Origin of the sequence: Pseudorhizobium marinum (assembly GCF_000705355.1) — a bacterium.
GTDB classification, from domain to species: Bacteria; Pseudomonadota; Alphaproteobacteria; order Rhizobiales; family Rhizobiaceae; genus Neorhizobium; species Neorhizobium pelagicum.
Genome location: NZ_JMQK01000038.1, coordinates 1 through 18,382, shown reverse-complemented (window position 1 = coordinate 18,382; position 18,382 = coordinate 1). Strand labels below are relative to the sequence as shown.

Genomic DNA, 18,382 nt, shown 5'->3' with positions numbered 1-18,382 from the left:
CATTCTGGAGGAAATTCGCAGTGGCAGGTCATCGGCGCCAAAACCGAGGCCGCGAAACCTGTCCTCGATGCCGGGCAGGACCAAGGATCGGTGTCGTAATGCTGGACAGGCGGAGAGTGCGCAGAACTTCATCTCCGGCCATGTCTGGAAGGCTGAGGTCAGAAAGGATGATATCTTCATCAGAGAAGCTGCCGAGGTCGGCGCCTTTTTCACCGACGTCGGTGGTGTGGGCGTCGAAGCCTCCAGCTTCGGTATAAGCTCGATGCTTTGAGTCGTCCCCTGACTTGCCACCTATCAGCAAAACCAGCGTGACAGCCGGATCGCGTCCTTTGACAGATAAAGGGGTAGGTGCTCTGCCTCAATGGCTGGAAGATGATAGACGATCAAAGCCCATACTGCCGATTCTGAGCGTCATGCGGTGCGCAAAGCGAGGCAGAGCTCCCGGCGTCGCGCACGAGCCCGGCTGGGCTGGGCTGGCGCCCGGCCAAGCTTGCCGCCGTCGAGGCCGAACAGGCCGGCCGCGCCAAAGTGGACCTACATCTGTAGGAAGCAATATCCCGCCAGCGCGCTGGCGGGAAGGGCCTCAACCGTTGAGTGCGTCCTTCAACGCCTTGCCGGGGGTGAACGCCAGCTTCTTCGCCGCGGCGATCTTGATCGTCGCACCCGTCGCGGGATTGCGACCCTCGCGCTCCGGCGTCTCCTTGACCTTGAATTTTCCAAACGACGGGATCGAGGTTTCGGCGCCAGATTTGGCAGCTTCGGCGATTTGGCTGAACACGCTTTCGACGATAGCCTTGGCCTGTGCCTTGGTCAGGTCCTGCTCGGACGCGATCTTGTCGGCGATTTCGTTGGTGGTGGTCATGAGGGACAGTCTCCTGTGCTCGTGGGTATCTGTTCAGGTATGACGGTGAAGATGGGGCGCCGATAGAGGCGTGAAAGCAGAATTTACGCTAGCATCCGCATAACCCACAGGAAAGATCAGGTGCCGGGTGTTCCTTCCGGCGCAATCAGGGTCTGGCCTGCGCAACCTTGATCTTGGCGCAACGACCAGTGCAGCATGCGGCAAGCATCGAGCAACGACCCCTGCCGGCGAATGCCGTGGCGTCTTCGTTCCATTGGTCGCCGGCAGGACGGCTCCAATTCACCGGGAGACCCAGCAATCCGGACCTTGCCGCGATCGCAAGGTGCGAGATTGGGAGAGAGGGCTGGCCAGCCGGCCACGACATGAGCCGAGGTTTCTGGCAAGCTCGAACCGCAACTGTCGGAAGATGGTCAGACCGTCGGCTGCCCTGGCCCGGTCCTTGAAACGCCGTGGGGGCCGCTCAGCTGTGCAAGGACTTCGTGCAGCCGCGCGATGATCTCGCCGCGGGGAGAGAGCGTGCGCTCGACGATGCCGATCTGGCGCGTCACCTGCGGCTCGCCGAAGGGCAACCTTCGCAGATCCTGCCCCTCCGGTTCTTCGAGTGCGACATGTGGCACCACCGAAATACCAAGGCCGTGGCGCACACATGTGACGATCGAGCCGATGGTGTCGATCTCGGCCACATCGTTGGTGACCACGCCCATCCGGGAGATCTCGGTATCAATCAGATTCGCCAGAGGCACCGAGCTGCGGAAGCGCACGAAAGGCAAGGTGGCAAGCATTTCCACCGGGTCTTTCACCACCATGACTTTCGGTGCGATGATCAGCAGGGGCTCTTTCAGGAACGGACTCCACCGCAGCGCCGGGGGAAAGCCGGTGTGCTCTGCGACCACGGCAGCGTCGAGCCGGCCTGCGGCCACATCGGCGATCAGCTGGCTTGAAAGCCCGACCCGCAGGTTGACCTTGAGCGCGGGGTACTCCGTCCCCGTGCAAGCTCTGTCGGCAGATCGACCCGAAGACGGCCGCGAAGGACAGTCTGAGCATTTGCAAACATTGATTGCATGTCGTCGATGCTGGAAAGGAGGTCGCGAGCGCGCGCATGATAGGCCCGGCCATCCTCCGTGAGCTGCACGATCCGGGTTGTCCGATGGAGCAGTCGGACTCCGACCTCCTCTTCCAGTCTGCGAACGGCGGCGGAGGCTCGCCCTTTTTGGATGCCGAGGCTGTCTGCTGCGCGGGTAAAGCTTCCCATGTCGGCGACGCGGATGAAGATAAGGATGGGCGCAAGATCAAGCATCTTTGCAATCCGGATTGGGTTTAAAAAAAGAACAACACGTTCCTCGCGGCGTCATTTATCACGCCTTGGCGATACAGTACATCAGGCCATGGGAACGAGCGATAACTCGTCAATGGACCAAATACTCAAGCTCCCAAGGAAACGACAATGACCAAATCGCGTACCAAGACGGCTGTCGCCTACCACTCTGGCTACGGACACACCAAGCGACTCGCAGAGGCTGTCGCGGATGGAGCATCCGCACTGCTGGTCGAGATCGATGCCGAGGGCAACATCTCGCAAGACGGATGGGCGGCACTCGATGACGCTGATGCCATCATCTTCGGTTCACCAACCTACATGGGCAGCCCGAGCTGGCAGTTCAAAAAGTTCGCCGACGCTAGTTCGAAGCCATGGTTCGAAGACAAGTGGAAAAACAAGGTGTTTGGCGGCTTTACCAACAGCGCCAGCATCAACGGCGACAAGCTCAACACCCTGCAATATTTCGTCCTGCTGGCCGCCCAGCATGGAGGCCTGTGGGTGGGTCTTGGCATCAAGCCTGCTAACGTCAAGGCTTCCAAACGCGACGATCTGAACAGGATGGGGGCGCATATCGGAGCGATGGCACAAACGGACGCGGACGCTGCACCGGATGAGATGTCGCAAGGCGATCTTGAGACTGCTCGGGCCTACGGTGTTCGCGTCTCCGACATCGCCGCCACCTTCGCGTCGGCACAAGTCTGACCACCTCCACAACGGCCTCAAGCAAAGGATCGACCCATGACCATTGGTGACCGAAGCTTGGTGATCGGAGGGCAATGGATGCCCTCCGAAAGCGGATTGAGCGTGCAGCAGCACCCAGCGTGAAGCAGATCGAGCCTTTTACTTGATGCCACGCTGCTCGCTCCAACCGGCGTGCATGCCGGTGTATGCGCCAGCATAGCGCTGGCGATGATGACAACACGATCTCTGATGATTGTCGCTGCGATGGCCTTTGGATCATGATCAGTTTCCTGGCCTGTCTGGATGAGAGTATCATCTCGTTTCGTGACGACAATCTGGCTCTTGATCCTGGGAAAGCTGCTGTGGAGTGGCCTCCTCTTGAGCCGACCCAGGACCTTATAGATCTTCGGGAGCGGGAATTTGCGGCTTCATGCAGGAAGGTGGGCTGGTTGCCCTTTCGGTCTCATCGATGCGATCGGGCCGTTGTCGCCAATTGCACCATGCAGCCGAACCTCATTGCTGTCTCTACGCAGTCCTCTATCGAAGCCTTCAATGGAGGAATTCCCGGGGCACGTGAGGAGCCGTGTATAGCACGTTTGGCATAGACCGCGCACGAAGACCGAAGATGCCTCCAAATAATCCGCCACGATCGCGTCGTTTTGCTCGTTAGACCAGTCACCGGCCATGGCAGCTCCTGAGCGGAGGGGCCAAGCTGGAGAACGCCCGGATCATGCCAGCAACTGCGCGGGGACACCAAGCGCTGGCCCGGCCTTAGCCAGCCACTGGTCGAGCGTATACACTGTGGCGCCATGCTCCGACGCAATGGCGAGATGCAGTGCGTCTCCCGCACGCAGCCCAAGCGCATGTTGAACAGCGAACCCCGCCGCCGCCCGGAATTGACCGCCCGTCACGGGCAGGATGATGAAACTCTCGGCGACCAGCTTGTTGAACATGGCACGCGCCGCGGCGCGTTGATCGAGGTTATCTGTCCGGTCCGCAGCTTGATCGCCAGGGCCGACGATACTTCGGTGCCGGTCCAGTCGCTGATCAGGAGCCGCGCCGGGTCCTGATCAGCCAGCCAGGGCTGAACCCGTGGCGTCATTTCTTCGTTGGAGAGCGCAGCACCGATCAGCGACGTGTCGAGATAAAGCATCAGTAGCGATCGCCATCCCGCATCGACCGCACGCGATCGGGAGCACTTTGGGATTGGGGCGGCATCGCCGCCGTCAGCAATTGAAGCAGTGCGGCATCGATCGGCTTGCGGGGCCTTTCCACCGCGGTGAGCCGAGCGACTGACTTGCCGCGCCGGGCGATGTCAATCGTATCGCCCGCTTCAACCCGGTCGATCGGTTCGCTCAGATGGGCTTTGGCATCCGCCAGACTGATTGTATGCATATCGCGCTCCTGACCATGTAAACAGCTATATGGCGGAACGAGCTTGAGAATTCCAGCAGGAGGTTCGCCGACGCGCCATATCCTCGCCGACGCGGCATGGCGCCCCAGCTTGGCATCTCCGATGGGGCGCTGCCAAGCACTGCGTAAAGGACGCCATTCCCTTGCCGGTTGCCACCTATTGGACGCGGCGCCGCTACAGCTGACGTGTTCGACGCGCGTCTGTGAGATCGAGCTGGGACGGCCGGTGGCCGACGGTTCCGGAGAAGACCGCGTGACGAACGAGATCGAGCAGGCATCTGGCACGGTTGTCGCCACCAACTGCCGCTGGTGGGCGCCGAGGCCGGCGAGACAAGAAAAAAAGGGCCAGCGGAAGCCGCGGCCCTTGAGGTGTGGAGGTCAAACCTCCAGAGGGGAACAGCTGGAACGCGAACCGGGAGGGAGGTCCGCATCGATCAGCTTCCAGAGATATGGGCTGTCTCCAGTTTCCTTGCAAGTGACCAAAGTTGACTATCGTCAATTTGCTGACTGCTCCCTTGTCTCACGGCTTTCTGGATTGTCTTTCGGCCTCGGCAAGGCGACGCAACAACCCTTCGATGCGATCGTCATTGGCGACTGGCTGGTATTGCGGATCGGACGCTAGCGTCCGACGCACCATGTCACTCGAGGCCAGCCTTACAAATTGATCAGAACTGCTAGTCATGTCCCCTCCGTTGAAACACCCGCCTAACATGTGACTGCTGCTCGTGTTCCGGCCGTTGATGCTTGAAACTGTGGAAAAACTGGCGGGATTTGGAGGGATACGCAGATCTCGGATCTGTCTCGACATAAACCACGACACCGAAGGGAAGAGCTTGCGTCAATGATGCGTGGTCCCCGATCCTGACGCTTCGCGACAATCGGCTCCCCACGGCCCGATGGCCGCCTCTGGCGGTCATTGACCAGTCACTGCGTTACGGTTCTGGCGCCTGATCTTCGAGCAATAGGGCCGACGACGACCGCTCATGATCACATTCAGGGATTGTGCGCCGAGCTGGCAGTATCAATCGTCCAGGCCGAGCGCCGCCGAGACGGCGCCTGCGCAGGAAGATGCCGCCCTTGGAGCGCAGGTGAGCGCCGCGCCGGCCACGAGGGCGCTTTATCACGCTGTGCGGCTGGCGTGTCTCACTGATGCGCAAGCTGCCTGACACCACGTCGGCAGCAGATCTCGCAGAACGGTTAGCCGTGCGAAACGGGTCGCACGGAGGTCAATGTCTACCGCTTGTTCTAACTGGCATAGGTGCTAATCTCTCATGATGATGAGAGATGATCAGAGCGGGTCCACGCGGCGGATCACCCTTGAGACCAAGCACGGAAGCTACTCCCTTTTGGTGAGGGAGCAAGGCTCTGTCGACGCGCCGGCCATTCTGTTCCTCCACGGCTTCCCGACCAGCTCGCTCGATTGGACGCATGTGCTGCCGCTCCTTGGCGGGCATCGCGCGATAGCGCCCGACCTTCTCGGCTTTGGCCGGTCGGACAAGCCCCGCATCCGCTACAGCTATCCGCTCCAGGCCGATCTGATCACGGCGTTGCTTGAGCAGCTAGGGGTCGAGCGTGTGCGCGTGGTGGCGCACGACTACGCGGTTACGCTGGCCCAAGAGCTGCTTGCCCAGGAAGCGGAAGGGGCGATTCCATTTCGCATCGATCGGGTCGTCTACCTAAACGGCGGCGTCTACGCCCGCCTGCACCGGCAGCGGCTCATCCAGCGGATACTGCGCACGCCAATGCTTGGTCCCGTCATCGCGCGCAGGATGACATCCCCGTCGCTGCGGAACAGCCTGAACGCACTGGCCGGTGAGCGCGCCGCCTGGACCGAGGCGGACGCCGACGCGCAGTGGCGCGAGATAGCGCATGCCGACGGTCTGGCCCTTGTGCCTCGGCTGCTCCACTACATCGACGACCGTCGCCGTTACGGCGCCAGGTGGGAAGCAGCGATGGAGGCAGCCGCCAGCCGAAGCGCGTTCGTATGGGGACCGGCCGATCCCGTGTCGGGTGCTCATATGCTGGCCGAGGTGCGCAAGCGCATGCCGGAGGCCGAGGTCCATGAGCTGGATGGGCTCGGTCACTACCCGCACTGGGAAGAGCCAGGCCGGTGCGCCGCCGCCATAAAGCAAGCGCTCGGCCAAGTCATAGACTCATAACGGCCTTCCCGCGGGGTACTTGCTCGGCGTTATTCTGCCGGATGGCCCTTGGCTCGGGATTGTGACCGATCATGAACGTCTGATGGCAATGACCGGTACGCCACAGTCCGCCCCTCTGAAGGCCGGCGCTCCTTGTCGTCGACTATGCCACAGGCTATGTGGCCGCGTTTGCGATTTCGGCGGCACTCTTTCAGCGTGAACAGACCGGTCGGGGTCAGCACATTGATCTTGCGATGTTCGATACGTCTCTGATGCTGATGAGCTCCCACATCAGCGCACTGACTGTTGGTGGATTGAAGCCTCGAGCCAATGGCAATCGCTTCCCGATGGCCGGGCTCTGAGCCTATGCGACGGCAGACGGCCTGCTGATGCTGGGAGCGGGCAACCTGCGCCAACAGCGCAGACTTTGGATGGCGTTGCAGCGAGTGGATATGATCAAGTCCAGCCTCCAAGAAAGTGTCGATGACGCCGCGCGCGAGGAAGAGGTTCTGCGGGCGATCTTCCTGACCCGTGATGCAAGCGAGTGGGAAGAGTTTCTGCGGCGTCACAAGGTGCCAGCCGGACGGATACGCGAACTGGATGAGGCGCTTCTCGATCCCCAGCTACGCCACCGCGCGGTGTTGCAGGAGGTCGTCCTGCCAGGACGCGACGGGTCGACCCGGCTTCCGGCCTCAGCCTTTCTGATGTCGGAAGGCGATCCTGAAATTCTTGCAGCTCCTCCCGTTCTCGACGAACATGGAGAGCAAATCAGGAGCGGATTACGCACGGCGACGCGAGGATAGATTGTTGCCGCTATCTGACAATGCGGCATAGTACAGTCTGTGGGCAATATCTTACGGCCTTGCCAAACGGAATGGTGTTCGGCGTGGCAAGTCGAACCGGTGAAAGCGTTCAGCGCCACCATGCAGCGACACCGGTCCGAGCGAAGGCGCATCGACGATCCGGACGTCCTGGAAGATGGTTGGTGTGACTTTGTCAAAGGGTTGATAAAATCGGCGGATAGCCGTATATATCAACCCTGACCATCAACTATGTACTGTTTCCGCGACAGCGGACGCTATGAGCGGGCCATGAGCAACCACACGATATCCGTGCCTGACATCGATCCCGTTGTGCGCGCAGCGGCCGAACTGCACGCTCGAGAAGCTGGTAAGACGCTCTCGCAGTACCTTGCCGATCTCGTATTCAACCATCCGGTGGCGGGAGATCTGAATCGAGGTTTCTTGACGCGCGCGGGGCACCAATGGCGATTGAACCACCACTCGGTTGATAGCGAAGAGTTTCAACACTGGAACATGCGGGTTGGCGACACGCTTCTTCCTGACGTGTCGGCGAGCCCAACCTTGAATCTGGTCTTGGTCTTCAACTCGCGGCTTCAATCTGCAGCACTTCTGATGGGCGCGGCCTTTCATGAGGCTTCGGTGTCGGACTTCGAGTTGCCGCGGCAGCGGTCATCAGTTCACCGTACGCAGAAACGGCGTACCTGGTATTCTCACATTGTCGATGATTGTCTTGCCCGCTCCAGAGAGGTTCGGCAGGCCCTGTTGCACAGGTGGACCCCGACACCACGTGCGGAGCAGCTGGCTATAGATGCCTTCGTTCTGTTGACCGAGTTGACGCCGGCACGGGCCGAGTTGTTACGCTTGTGCCAGTACGACAGGGCCCGAGCATTCTCGACGCTTGCCAAGCACATCGATCTTGCCGCCGACCAATTCCAGCTTTCGGCAGATCTTCTGGCGGAAGTAGAGGGCGGATCCGGTGCAGTCGCAATGAGCGACGAGCAGCGGTTCGTCGCGATCAGTACGGCTCTTCTCGATCGCTCCGGTGGCGGTGTTTCCTTGACTGAAGGTGCAAAGATGCTTGGTATCACTCGCCAGGCGCTTCACAAGCGGGTCAAGCTTGGTTCGGCATTCGGTCTTATGCTCGGATCGGAGATCGTTCTCCCGAAGTTTCAGTTCGTGACAGACGGCAATGGGACACGTCTGGTCGAGGGGCTGGTCAAGATCACCAAGCTCTTTGACGATTCCGGCGCAGGCCGTTGGTCGATGCTGCAGTTCCTGATCGATATCGACCCGAACCTGGCGGATACACCGCAGCGAATTCTTGCAGTCGCGCGGATTGACGACGTGGTCACGGCGGCAAAAGCCTATCTGGGATTGAACGAGGGGTGACCAGTGCCAGGCTTCAATGCTCCGACAGCCCGTTTTCCATCAGGCCTAAGAGTCACTGCATTGGACCCGGGCGACGTGATCGTTCGGGTCCACCGGGAAGCCATGGTGCGATCTTCTTCGGTCCAGCTGCCGGTGTGGCGCCCCAGGGTCGGTTCGACGCGCCGTCAGGGCAGTTTCGCCTTCTCTACGCCGCCCAGCGTCTAGAAGGCGCGTTTGTCGAGACTGTTCTGCGCAGGCCCGCAAACCGCATTGTTCGTCGAGCGTTCGTGGAGCAGCGCATGTGGACACCGCTGCGCTTGCAGCGTCAAATAGTGCTCGCCAAGCTTATGGATGAAGGGTTGTTGTTTCACGGCGTGGACGCCTCCATCAGCGCTGGCGCAGACTACGCGCCGTCGCGAGCATTGTCGCTTGCGCTGCACGAGGATTATCGGGATCTTGATGGACTGGCCTATCGATCCCGGCACAATAATGGGGAGGTTTGCTACGCCCTCTTCGGCCGTGTGCTGTCGGGCGATCTTCTGACACTTCCCGGACATCGTTTTGAAGATGACCCGGATAGGACCGATCAGTTGATGCGCCTTCATGGAGCAGTCTTCGACAAGAGCCTTCCGATCGCCTGACGACGGGGTCGCTGGAGCTGCAAGCAGTGAGCTGGAGCTGTTTTTGACGCGTAGACAGCAGGCCCGCTTGGCATCTTTAGCATTGACCGGGAACAGCACGAGATCGGCACATCTGGCCGCTTTAGCTCAATAATCTTTTTGGATTCCATTATCTACGAGGTGTTCAAATCCGCAGAGGCGCTTGATGACCATCGAAAGGCGTCACACTATCAGGCTTGTGTGCGCCGCATCGATCCTATCCTGGGTGGGCCGCGCACCAGGACGTTCTACAATGCCGATATGGCCGACGTCTTACTTCGTTACGCCGGGTTTACCACGTTGTTGCAAATGATATGACAACCTCGACGCCGGCGATGATCCGGGTTTACGGCCTGGAAGCGATCACCAACTTTGCTTCAGTCGGGAACGCGCGACCAATGAAGTCAGCGAATTTGGGATCTCCGACGTAGGCAATGTTCAGGCGCAGGTGACCCCGGTCGCCAACGCTGCGGTCGACTTCGAACACCGATCCGGGTGCGAGGAAGATACTTTCCCGCGCCGCACGCCGCGTCAGTTCGATGTCATCGACGCCCTCCGGCAGCGTGATCCAAATGTAGTAGCCGTCGACGTCCTCCAGCCAGGGCTCCAGGCCGAGCCTGCGAAGCGTGCGAACGGCGCTGGATTGGGCCTCCCTGATGCGTCCGTTCAGCCGCTTCAGGTGATGCCGGTAGTGACCGTCATTCAACACGGTGTGGACGATCCGCTCGACATAGCCGGAGGAATTGACGATGGTCAGCATCTTCATGTTGACGAGGTTGCCGATGACCTCGGGCGAAGCCGCCACATAGCCAACGCGGAGGCTTGCCGACAGGATCTTGGCGAAGGTGCCAACGTAGATCACCCTTCGCAACTGGTCGAGCGCTGCCAGCCGTGGCGCGCTTGCCGGCATGAGGTCTCCGAAGGCATCATCCTCGACCACCATGAAGTCCAGTTGCTCCGCGATACTGAGAACCTCGTGAGCACGGCCAAGCGTGAGCGATCCGCCGGTCGGATTGTGGGCCAGGGATTGCGTGAAGAAAAAGCGTGCGCCGCTCGCCTGCGCCTTGCGCGCGAGATCTTCCGGGTCCGGTCCCTCTCGACCCCGACGCACGCCGACCATTCGCGTCCCTGCCAGGGTCAGCTTTGCAAACAGCGGATAGTATCCGGGACTGTCCGTAAGCACCACGTCGCCGGGACGGAGATACTGGCGGATGATCAGATCGAAGGCGTGATTTGCGCCGATCGTCAGAAGGATATTCTCCGGCCCTGTGGAGATGGAACGTTCGTTGAGAATGCGCGACAAGGTCTCGCGCAGCGGCATGAACCCTATCGGGCTCTCGTAGGCGTGTTCGAACAGGCCTCGTTGGCCGCTGGCAATGTTTCGCAAATGACTTTTGAGCACTGAGCCTTCGACCCACTCGGCCGGCGGGCGACCCTCGCCAAGACGTGCAGTGAAGCTATGTTCCAGCTGCTCCCGCAACAGGGTCGCAATGTCGACGGCCTCAGCCTGTCGAGCAGTGACGGAATCTTCGGCGCGGGGCCGGATGCCAGTGACAAAATAGCCGGCCCCCTGCCGCGCTTCCACATAGCCGCGCGCAATCAACCGGTCATAGGCTTCGACCACGGTATTCTTGGACACGCCATAAGCGGTTGCGGCAGCTCTCAACGAACGCAGTTTTGTCCCCTTGCACAAGACGCCCTCGTCGATCGAAAGCGCAATGCGGGCGGCAATCTGTCTGGTCTTGCTGTCCGCTTCCGGCATCCTGCTCTCCACTGTTCCGTAAGTACGAGAGGCACAGTTCGTCGTTCATGGCGAGAACTGTACCTTGTCGTGATGGTACAATATGGGGGAGGTTGAGGATAGTCGGCAAGCATGGACCCCATGCTCTGCCCGCACGGAAATGATAGGGGAGGGTTATCGTGAAAGCGCAGTCGGGCGTTGCAAACTCGCGTCTGGAAGGTTTACGCAATCTCACGCCGCAACAGCGCTGGCAGCAGGTTGTCGAGGCGGTCGGTCTCAGCGAGGACGAGGCGGCACTGCTTGCCAAACCGGGCGCCTTGCCGCTCGAAACCGCCGACGGAATGATCGAGAATGTGATCGGCACCTTCGAGCTTCCCATGGGTGTTGCCACCAATTTCGCGATCAATGGGCGCGACTACATCATCCCGATGGCCGTCGAGGAGCCCTCCATCGTCGCTGCCGCCTCGTTCATGGCCCGCATCGTCCGCGGCTGCGGGGGCTTTGAGACGTCGGTCACCGAGCCGCTGATGCGCGCCCAGGTCCAGGTCGTCGGGCTATCTGATCCCTATGGTGCGCGGCTCAAGCTCCTCTCGGAGCGAACGAGAATCATCGCCGCCGCCAATGCCTGTGACAAGGTCCTGGTGGATCTGGGCGGCGGCTGCCGTGACATCGAAGTCCATGTCTTCCCCGACACGCCCGGCGGCTCCATGGCGGTGATGCACCTGATCGTCGACGTGCGTGATGCAATGGGCGCCAATACCGTCAATACAATGGCCGAGCGTGTGGCCCCCCTGGTCGAGGAACTGACGGGTGGAACGGTCAGGCTGCGCATCCTGTCGAACCTTGCAGACCTTCGCCTTGCGCGGGCACGGATCGCGGTGACGCCGGGGGCCCTTGCCACCTCTGAACTGTCTGGCGAAGACATCATCGACCGCATGGTGGCCGCCTACCAGTTCGCCGCCATCGATCCCTACCGTGCCGCAACTCACAACAAGGGTATCATGAACGGTATAGACCCTTTGATCGTCGCCACGGGTAACGACTGGCGCGCGATCGAGGCGGGCGCCCACGTCTGGGCGGTGCGCAAGGGGCACTATACCTCGCTCACCACCTGGGAAAAGGACAACGCCGGGCGCCTGATCGGCACGCTCGAGCTGCCGATGGCCGTCGGTATCGTCGGCGGCGCGACGAAGACGCATCCGCTGGCAAAGCTTTCATTGAAGATCCTCAACATCAGCTCGGCCGCTGAACTGGCGCAGCTGTGCGTCGCCCTTGGGTTGGCTCAGAATATGGCAGCGATCAGGGCGCTTGCGACCGAAGGCATCCAGCGCGGACACATGGCCCTGCACGCCCGCAACATCGCCATCATTGCCGGAGCCACTGGTGCGGAGATCGAGGCGGTGGCCAAAGAACTTGCAGCTGCACACGATGTCCGCGTAGAGCGGGCACGCGATCTGCTGGCGGTGCTGCGTACGTCATAAGCGGGGCGGAGCCCTGTGCACGGGCTGCGAGAGGTCTGGCCGGGAGCACCGGCAAGAGGAGGCTTGCCCTCAGGGGCAAGACAGGAAATTCCAAGGGAGGAAGACATGACCAACATGAACCTATCACGCCGTTCGCTGCTGCAGTTGACCGCAGCCGGTTTTGCCGCCGCAGGCGCAACCAGGCTGGCAACTCCAGCCATTGCTCAGAATGCCAAGGTCTCCTGGCGCATGCAGTCGCTGTGGGACGGCGGCACCACGCCACAGAAGTACGAAGAGCTCTTCGTCCAGAAGGTGGCTGAAAAGACCGGCGGCGAATTCGAGCTGAAACTCTTCTCGGCCGGGCAGATTGTGCCCCCGGCGCAGTCCTTCGATGCGGTGCGCGGGGGCGCGTTCCAGCTGATGAAGACCTTCGACGGCTATACCGCTGGCAAGATCGCAGCCCATGCCTTCACCAGCACTATTCCTTTCGGATACAAGAAATCCGAAGACTATGGCGCCTGGTTTTACGAGCTGGGCGGTCTGGACATGGCGCGCGAATCCTATGCGCCGGCGGGTCTTCACTACATCGCACCGACCATCTACGACCAGGAGCCGATCCATTCCACGGTGGAGATCAGGACGATCGCCGACCTTAGCGGCAAGAAAGGCCGCTTTACCGGGCTTGGATCGACCGTAATGGGTGCCTTCGGCGTTGCCGTCACCCCGCTTCCGACGGCCGAAGTCTACTCTGCGCTCGACAAAGGCCTCATCGATATTGCCGACCGTGGTGATCTGCAGGCAAACCTCGACGCGGGCCTGGCAGAAGTTGCCAAGTTCATTATCCTGCCGGGGGTACACCAGCCGACCACTGCGACCTCCTATGTCGCGAACACAGCTGCGTTCGACGGCCTGCCAGACGACTTCAAGGCGGCGTTGGCCGACGCGGCCAAGGAAATCTCCGACGAATACCAGGCCAACAAGACCAAGACGGATGCGAGTGCGCTGGTCGCCTTCAAGGAGAGTGGCGTCACCGTGATCGAGCTGGACGAGGCCGATGTGACCGCAAGCCGCTCAAAGGCCGTGGAAGCATGGCGCACGGCCGCCAGGAGCGACCCGCTTGCCAACAAGATCCTGGACAGCCAGATCGCTCAGATGAAAGAGCTCGGACTCCTGACCTAGCGCCCTTGAGACGCGCCGCCTGCGGCGCGTCTCGTCCCTTCTCCAGCGATCGAGACGACATGCCCATACCGGTCAAAATCCTCTACGAGGCGGTCACCGCGCTCAACAGATCCATTTTCCTCATGGCAAGCCTTTTGATGTTCGTCATCGTGCCGGTCATGCTTTTTGCGGTGGTTTCTCGCTATGTTTTCAACTCGCCCTCCTCCTGGGCGATGGAGCTGGCGACACTGGTATTTGGGCCCTATTTCCTGCTGGCCGGGCCACATCTGCTCCATGAACGTGGTCATGTCAGTCTCGATCTCGTCCAGCATGCGGTTGGCCCGAAGGTGCGCCGCATCCTGGAGATTATCAACTATCCGATCATCATCGCCTTCTGCGTCATTCTGCTGTTTTACGCGGTCCCGTTCGCACGGCAGGCCCTAGAATATGGGGAGACCTCCTACTCCTCCTGGAACCCGCCGATCTGGCCGATCAAGCTCTTCGTGCCGTTGGCGCTGGTTCTGCTTGGGCTGCAGGCCACGGTGGAATGGCTGCGGCTGATTTTCGATCCGTGCGCGCTGACCGAGGATCACCCCGATCATGGGATCGCCAGCTGATGTCGCCGACCGAAATCCTCATCATCATGTTCGGGGGGCTCAGCCTCTTCCTGCTTGCGGGTCTGCCCGTCGCCTTCGTCCTGGGCGGCTTATCGGTGCTGTTCACGGTCGTCTTCTGGGATTCCAGCGCCTTGGTCGTGCTGGTCCTGCAGATGTTCGACACCATGCATTCCGAGGCATTGCTGGGTATCCCGCTCTACATCTTCATGGCCATGCTGCTGCAGCGATCGGATGTCATCCGCGACCTCTACAACGCCATGGAGCTGTGGTTTGGTCGGGTGCGCGGTGGGCTTGCGATAGGAACCGTGGTGATCTGCCTTGTCATGGCCGCCATGACTGGTGTCGTGGGCGCCGCCGTCACCGCTATGGGCATTCTGGCGCTACCGGAAATGCTCAAGCGGGGCTATGATCCGCGCCTCGCGACGGGCACGATCTGTGCCTCTGGAACGCTCGGCATCCTGATCCCTCCGTCGGTGCTGACGATCGTCTACTCAGTGACAGCCCAGGTCTCGATCGGCAAAATGCTCATCGCCGGCATCGTCCCCGGTCTTCTGCTCGGCCTCCTCTATATCGGCTACATCCTGGTCATCGGCTATCTGCGGCCCGAGATGATCCCGGACCGCGAGGACATCCGCCCGTCGAGCTGGGGTCAGAAGTTCGCCGCGCTGAAGACACTCATCCTCCCGTCGATGATTATCATCATGGTGCTCGGCTCGATCTTCTTTGGTGTCGCGACTCCCACAGAGGCGGCCGCTGTCGGAGTGCTGGGCGCGGCCATTGCGGCACTGCTGCGCGGCAACCTGAACCGGGGCATGCTCTACGAGTGTGCGGTCGGTACCCTCAAGACGACTGGCATGATCTTGTGGATCACGCTGGGAGCCAAGGCCTATGTGGCAATCTTCACGGGCCTTGGCGGTGCAGACACATTGTTCCAGCTGCTCGAGGGACTGGACGCCAACCCCTACGTTGTCCTGGCCCTGATGATGCTGATCCTGATCTTTCTGGGAACCGTGCTCGATGAGATCGGCATCATTTTGCTCACCGTGCCGGTCTTCCTGCCGGTGGTCCAATTCTACGGCTTCGACCAGATCTGGTTTGGTGTCCTCTTCGCGCTGACCATTCAGATGGGCTATATCAGCCCGCCCTTCGGTTACACTCTATTCTACATCAAGGGGACACTGCCCAAGGACATCAGCATGGGAACAGTCTATCGCGGCATCCTGCCGTTCTTCCTGCTGCAGATCGTTGGCCTGCTTGTGTGCGTCGCCCTGCCGGATCTGATCACCTGGCTGCCGGAGCTCATGCGGTGAGCGCGTCTGGATCGGACAATCTGAAGGTCACGATCGTCGAAGTCGGTCCCCGCGACGGCCTGCAGAACGAAACGGGTTTCGTCGACACGAGGTCCAAGATCGCCCTTATCGACATGTTGAGCGGATGCGGTTTCAAGCGCATCGAGGCGACCAGTTTTGTCTCGTCGCGGTGGGTGCCGCAGATGGCGGATGCCGCCGAGGTCATGGCTGGCATAGAACGCCGCGCTGGAGTGATCTATTCAGTTCTGGCACCCAATCTGAAGGGATGCGAAGCGGCCATTGCTGCGCGTGCAGATGAGGTGGCAGTCTTCGCTTCTGCCTCCGAAAGCTTCAGTAGGAAAAACATCAACTGCAGCATAGCAGAAAGCCTGCTGCGGTTTCGGCCTGTCGTCGAAGCGGCCAAGGCAGCACGGATCCCGATAAGAGGCTATGTCTCCTGTGTGGTGGAATGTCCCTACGAGGGACCTGTCGTACCGGATGCCGTGGCGCGTATCGCCGCTGAGATGCAGGCGCTGGGCTGCCATGAAGTGAGCCTGGGCGATACGATTGGGCAGGGACGACCCGAGACGACGGCCGCCATGCTGGATGCCGTGCTGTCGGCAGTTCCGGCCGATCGGCTTGCAGGTCACTTTCACGACACCAATGGCCGCGCACTCGACAACATCAAGGTGAGCCTCGAAAGGGGCCTCCGCGTCTTTGACAGCGCCATTGCCGGGCTTGGGGGCTGTCCCTATGCGCCAGGTGCAGAGGGAAATGTCGATACTGTCAAGGTCAACTCCATGATGCGCCAGCTGGGCTATCAGACAGGCCTGGATGACGGTGGTCTTAGCGCGGCAGCTTCGTTCGCGCGGGCGCTGAAGCGATCGGCAGCGCGGCCGCAAAGCCTGCCGGAAACGACGTGAATTCACAACGCCTGTGGCGGTCACTGGCAACGGCCGGACTCCAATGCGCGCGCCAACCGGGCGCCCGTTAAGCCGAGGGCATCGTATAGCGCTCGGATCCGGCCCTTCGGCGGCGCGCCAAACCGCTCGATTGGCTGGAGCGCCCGGAGTTTTCGTCAGGCCGCCCCCGTGCCCCGTTCGAGTATCACTTTTTATTCTTCAGCCTATGAATTGATATTCAACTGAACCTGATCAGCCTACAGGCTGATCCTCCACCGCGGTAACTAGCCTGTAGGATGAGTAGGCGCGCCCAGGTGCTATTGGCTGCGAGGGGTACGTGTCGCTGTGATCGACCTCTACCGTTCCGGGAACGCCCTTCCTCGGCCAGTGTGACAAATTCGATCATCATCTCGTATGGAGTGCGAGCATCCTCCGCTAAGATGAAGAGGCCATGTTTTCGAACCAGAGGCCTTCGCAGCCGGGATTTGCCGGCAGACGCGATCAGCAACAAAGGCTGACATTCGCTTCTGAGCTATTTTCGACCAATAGCTCTCGCAATTTAACGGTTATCGTTTCGTATCGGTTCAAGAGCAAAGCGGGGCTGCCTCAGCCGTGGCCGATGCGAAGCGGATTGATGATTTCGATACCGTAGAAGTCTTTCTCATTATCGGTGACGACAATGCACCCGTTCGCTTGGGCTGTGGCCGCTATGATCATATCAAGACCGCTGCGCGGGCGTCCGTTTGCTTTTCCCTCTGCCATCAATTGTGCCCATATGAGCGCCGCCGATTCATCAAAGGCTAGAACACGATTGGCAAAAAGACGCTGGGGCCCATCGTCACCGACGAACCAGCTCTCAAGAGACGTTCGTTTTTTGCCGGCGGGTTTCTCCAAGATTCCCCTGCGAATCTCAGCCACGGTGAGAGATGCGATAAAAAGATCTTCATCAGTCTGATTGGCCATCCATGTCATCAATGCCGTCGATGGCTCTGGCTTGGTGACGTTGCTCAGGATGTTGGTATCGAGAAGGTAGCGCATTAAAAGTCGATCTCACGACCTTCTTCCCGCTGACGTGTGACTTCGATGTCCGCGCCAACGAGTGGTGAGCGACGAAGTGCTGCGAGAATTCCACCTTTTTTAGGTGGTTCACCATTGATCGTATCATTCACCGCCGCGCGTAGTCTGGCGGATTCAGGGCTATCTTCCGCCAAACGGCGTGCTATCACCCTGATAAGGTCGCGATCGGCATCGCGGCCAAGAACTTCGAAACGGGCGAGCCCACGGTCACTCAAGCGGGCTCTGTAGTTTTGGATTGCGCGGGTCTGGGAGCTAGACATTGTGCCCTCCTAGCTATTTCCGGTAATATAGCCGGGGATGCTTGGATCTACAAGGCCGGCTCCTATACTGATCCTGTTCTCAGGAGATGGTGTGGCCACCGTCGAGCGGGATTTTCGCCCGGCCATGAAGCCGGCGTGGACGCGATTGCGCTCACCCGCACGCCGTGCGGGCATGGGCGATCGCCAGGGACTTGGTGAGCTGAGCAATGCTGGCCTTGGGCGCCGGATAGCCCGGCACGAGTTCGCCGCCGAAAAAGCTCAGCATGATGCGATGTTGATGATGCAGCCGCCCTTTTCCGCCAGCCTGTCAAGCTATGGCGTCGCAGACGCATCGTGCGCTTCAGGTCAATGTCGACCGGTGTCGAAGACGTCCCGATCACGCTGCCCCCGCGGATGTTGCCGTCACAATTGACAACGACGTCGAGATCTTCGAGGCCCCGGGGGAATGAAGCCTGAGTTCAGGCGCTGATAAACGACAAGCCCGCGCAGCTCATCTCAGATCCGGGTTCATTAAAAATTGAGACTCTTTCGCTATGAAGTCGGCGGTAGTCGGTGGCAGGTGGGAAACAATGTCCGAGATCGAAATCAAACGTCCGTTGTGGATGACAATCACCGCATGCGGCTTTGCTGCCGTAT

At 60.3% G+C, this 18,382-nt stretch carries 17 protein-coding genes and 5 pseudogenes; 12 read left to right on the top strand and 10 right to left on the bottom strand.

Translation table 11 applies throughout. The features are described from left to right. The 4 genes and pseudogenes from EO99_RS28400 to EO99_RS28720 form a co-directional block, all read right to left on the bottom strand. A pseudogene (locus EO99_RS28400) lies at positions 1-291 on the bottom strand (hypothetical protein); the annotation flags it as partial. 292 nt (positions 292-583) lie between these two features. Next, positions 584-862, bottom strand: a complete 279-nt coding sequence (locus EO99_RS0124500) for an HU family DNA-binding protein (RefSeq protein ID WP_029621180.1) — start codon at positions 860-862, stop codon at positions 584-586. 410 nt (positions 863-1,272) lie between these two features. After that, the gene (locus tag EO99_RS27275; protein ID WP_210165109.1) at positions 1,273-1,782 is read right to left on the bottom strand and encodes a LysR substrate-binding domain-containing protein; all 510 of its coding nucleotides are present in this window, start codon (positions 1,780-1,782) and stop codon (positions 1,273-1,275) included. Between the two features lie 8 nt (positions 1,783-1,790). Beyond that, positions 1,791-2,114, bottom strand: coding sequence for a LysR family transcriptional regulator (locus EO99_RS28720; RefSeq protein WP_235776923.1), 324 nt, complete (start codon positions 2,112-2,114; stop codon positions 1,791-1,793). 192 nt (positions 2,115-2,306) lie between these two features. Between EO99_RS28720 and EO99_RS0124490 the strand changes: the two genes are divergently transcribed. Next, complete coding sequence (locus EO99_RS0124490; RefSeq protein ID WP_029621179.1) at positions 2,307-2,882, top strand: flavodoxin family protein; 576 nt, start codon at positions 2,307-2,309, stop codon at positions 2,880-2,882. A 707-nt stretch (positions 2,883-3,589) separates the two neighbouring features. Here EO99_RS0124490 and EO99_RS26105 read toward each other — a convergent pair. Further along, positions 3,590-4,014 (bottom strand): annotated as a pseudogene (locus EO99_RS26105) (type II toxin-antitoxin system VapC family toxin). Next, positions 4,014-4,256 carry a type II toxin-antitoxin system Phd/YefM family antitoxin gene (locus tag EO99_RS0124480; protein WP_029621178.1) on the bottom strand — a complete coding sequence of 81 codons (243 nt, stop codon included), beginning with the start codon at positions 4,254-4,256 and terminating at the stop codon, positions 4,014-4,016. Before EO99_RS0124480 ends, EO99_RS26105 begins: the two are co-directional and overlap by 1 nt. Positions 4,257-4,527: 271 nt before the next feature. Here EO99_RS0124480 and EO99_RS27760 point away from each other — a divergent pair, with 271 nt between their 5' ends. The 6 genes and pseudogenes from EO99_RS27760 to EO99_RS28610 all read left to right on the top strand — a co-directional run. Next, positions 4,528-4,896: a hypothetical protein gene (locus EO99_RS27760; RefSeq protein ID WP_156035006.1), complete on the top strand. Its 369-nt coding sequence runs from the start codon at positions 4,528-4,530 to the stop codon at positions 4,894-4,896. 649 nt (positions 4,897-5,545) lie between these two features. Further along, positions 5,546-6,433, top strand: a complete 888-nt coding sequence (locus EO99_RS0124475) for an alpha/beta fold hydrolase (protein ID WP_051680075.1) — start codon at positions 5,546-5,548, stop codon at positions 6,431-6,433. 158 nt (positions 6,434-6,591) lie between these two features. Continuing rightward, positions 6,592-7,215, top strand: a pseudogene (locus EO99_RS28395) (CoA transferase). Between the two features lie 288 nt (positions 7,216-7,503). Continuing rightward, positions 7,504-8,604, top strand: coding sequence for a hypothetical protein (locus EO99_RS27905; RefSeq protein WP_235776922.1), 1,101 nt, complete (start codon positions 7,504-7,506; stop codon positions 8,602-8,604). After that, entirely contained in the window at positions 8,601-9,224 is a 624-nt protein-coding gene (locus EO99_RS27070) for an RES family NAD+ phosphorylase (protein ID WP_328286614.1), read from the top strand. Before EO99_RS27905 ends, EO99_RS27070 begins: the two co-directional genes overlap by 4 nt. A gap of 147 nt (positions 9,225-9,371) precedes the next feature. Beyond that, positions 9,372-9,560, top strand: a pseudogene (locus tag EO99_RS28610) (hypothetical protein); the annotation flags it as partial. A gap of 28 nt (positions 9,561-9,588) precedes the next feature. On the opposite strand, the gene EO99_RS0124450 reads toward EO99_RS28610, so the two are convergent. Next, positions 9,589-11,004 (bottom strand): aminotransferase-like domain-containing protein, encoded by a 1,416-nt coding sequence (locus EO99_RS0124450; RefSeq protein ID WP_037112943.1) that lies wholly within the window; start codon positions 11,002-11,004, stop codon positions 9,589-9,591. A 158-nt stretch (positions 11,005-11,162) separates the two neighbouring features. Between EO99_RS0124450 and EO99_RS0124445 the strand changes: the two genes are divergently transcribed. The 5 genes from EO99_RS0124445 (at position 11,163) to EO99_RS0124425 (ending at position 16,430) form a co-directional block, all read left to right on the top strand. Then, positions 11,163-12,464 (top strand): hydroxymethylglutaryl-CoA reductase, degradative, encoded by a 1,302-nt coding sequence (locus tag EO99_RS0124445; protein ID WP_037112940.1) that lies wholly within the window; start codon positions 11,163-11,165, stop codon positions 12,462-12,464. Positions 12,465-12,569: 105 nt separating this feature from the next. Then, complete coding sequence (gene dctP / locus EO99_RS0124440; protein WP_029621171.1) at positions 12,570-13,622, top strand: TRAP transporter substrate-binding protein DctP; 1,053 nt, start codon at positions 12,570-12,572, stop codon at positions 13,620-13,622. A 59-nt stretch (positions 13,623-13,681) separates the two neighbouring features. Beyond that, positions 13,682-14,218 (top strand): TRAP transporter small permease subunit, encoded by a 537-nt coding sequence (locus EO99_RS0124435; protein WP_029621170.1) that lies wholly within the window; start codon positions 13,682-13,684, stop codon positions 14,216-14,218. After that, entirely contained in the window at positions 14,218-15,528 is a 1,311-nt protein-coding gene (locus tag EO99_RS0124430) for a TRAP transporter large permease (RefSeq protein WP_029621169.1), read from the top strand. Before EO99_RS0124435 ends, EO99_RS0124430 begins: the two co-directional genes overlap by 1 nt. Continuing rightward, positions 15,525-16,430 carry a hydroxymethylglutaryl-CoA lyase gene (locus EO99_RS0124425; RefSeq protein ID WP_029621168.1) on the top strand — a complete coding sequence of 302 codons (906 nt, stop codon included), beginning with the start codon at positions 15,525-15,527 and terminating at the stop codon, positions 16,428-16,430. The genes EO99_RS0124430 and EO99_RS0124425 overlap by 4 nt, the downstream gene beginning before the upstream one ends. Before the next feature lie 15 nt (positions 16,431-16,445). Here the strand turns inward: EO99_RS0124425 and EO99_RS28390 are convergent. The 3 genes and pseudogenes from EO99_RS28390 to EO99_RS27060 all read right to left on the bottom strand — a co-directional run. After that, positions 16,446-16,582 (bottom strand): annotated as a pseudogene (locus tag EO99_RS28390) (mobile mystery protein A); the annotation flags it as partial. Between the two features lie 433 nt (positions 16,583-17,015). After that, complete coding sequence (locus EO99_RS0124420) at positions 17,016-17,447, bottom strand: type II toxin-antitoxin system VapC family toxin (protein WP_029621167.1); 432 nt, start codon at positions 17,445-17,447, stop codon at positions 17,016-17,018. Then, positions 17,447-17,746 carry a hypothetical protein gene (locus EO99_RS27060; protein ID WP_077067169.1) on the bottom strand — a complete coding sequence of 100 codons (300 nt, stop codon included), beginning with the start codon at positions 17,744-17,746 and terminating at the stop codon, positions 17,447-17,449. The genes EO99_RS0124420 and EO99_RS27060 overlap by 1 nt, the downstream gene beginning before the upstream one ends. Positions 17,747-18,382 lie beyond the last annotated feature (636 nt).

What these genes read in the sequence shown, in the direction of transcription:
- EO99_RS0124500 (WP_029621180.1), bottom strand. Translation starts at nt 862, where the DNA reads ATGACCACCACCAACGAAATCGCCGACAAGATCGCGTCCGAGCAGGAC.
- EO99_RS28720 (WP_235776923.1), bottom strand. Translation starts at nt 2,114, where the DNA reads ATGGGAAGCTTTACCCGCGCAGCAGACAGCCTCGGCATCCAAAAAGGG.
- EO99_RS0124490 (WP_029621179.1), top strand. Translation starts at nt 2,307, where the DNA reads ATGACCAAATCGCGTACCAAGACGGCTGTCGCCTACCACTCTGGCTAC.
- EO99_RS0124480 (WP_029621178.1), bottom strand. Translation starts at nt 4,256, where the DNA reads ATGCATACAATCAGTCTGGCGGATGCCAAAGCCCATCTGAGCGAACCG.
- EO99_RS0124475 (WP_051680075.1), top strand. Translation starts at nt 5,546, where the DNA reads ATGATGATGAGAGATGATCAGAGCGGGTCCACGCGGCGGATCACCCTT.
- EO99_RS27905 (WP_235776922.1), top strand. Translation starts at nt 7,504, where the DNA reads ATGAGCAACCACACGATATCCGTGCCTGACATCGATCCCGTTGTGCGC.
- EO99_RS0124450 (WP_037112943.1), bottom strand. Translation starts at nt 11,004, where the DNA reads ATGCCGGAAGCGGACAGCAAGACCAGACAGATTGCCGCCCGCATTGCG.
- dctP (WP_029621171.1), top strand. Translation starts at nt 12,570, where the DNA reads ATGACCAACATGAACCTATCACGCCGTTCGCTGCTGCAGTTGACCGCA.
- EO99_RS0124435 (WP_029621170.1), top strand. Translation starts at nt 13,682, where the DNA reads ATGCCCATACCGGTCAAAATCCTCTACGAGGCGGTCACCGCGCTCAAC.
- EO99_RS0124430 (WP_029621169.1), top strand. Translation starts at nt 14,218, where the DNA reads ATGTCGCCGACCGAAATCCTCATCATCATGTTCGGGGGGCTCAGCCTC.
- EO99_RS0124420 (WP_029621167.1), bottom strand. Translation starts at nt 17,447, where the DNA reads ATGCGCTACCTTCTCGATACCAACATCCTGAGCAACGTCACCAAGCCA.
- EO99_RS27060 (WP_077067169.1), bottom strand. Translation starts at nt 17,746, where the DNA reads ATGTCTAGCTCCCAGACCCGCGCAATCCAAAACTACAGAGCCCGCTTG.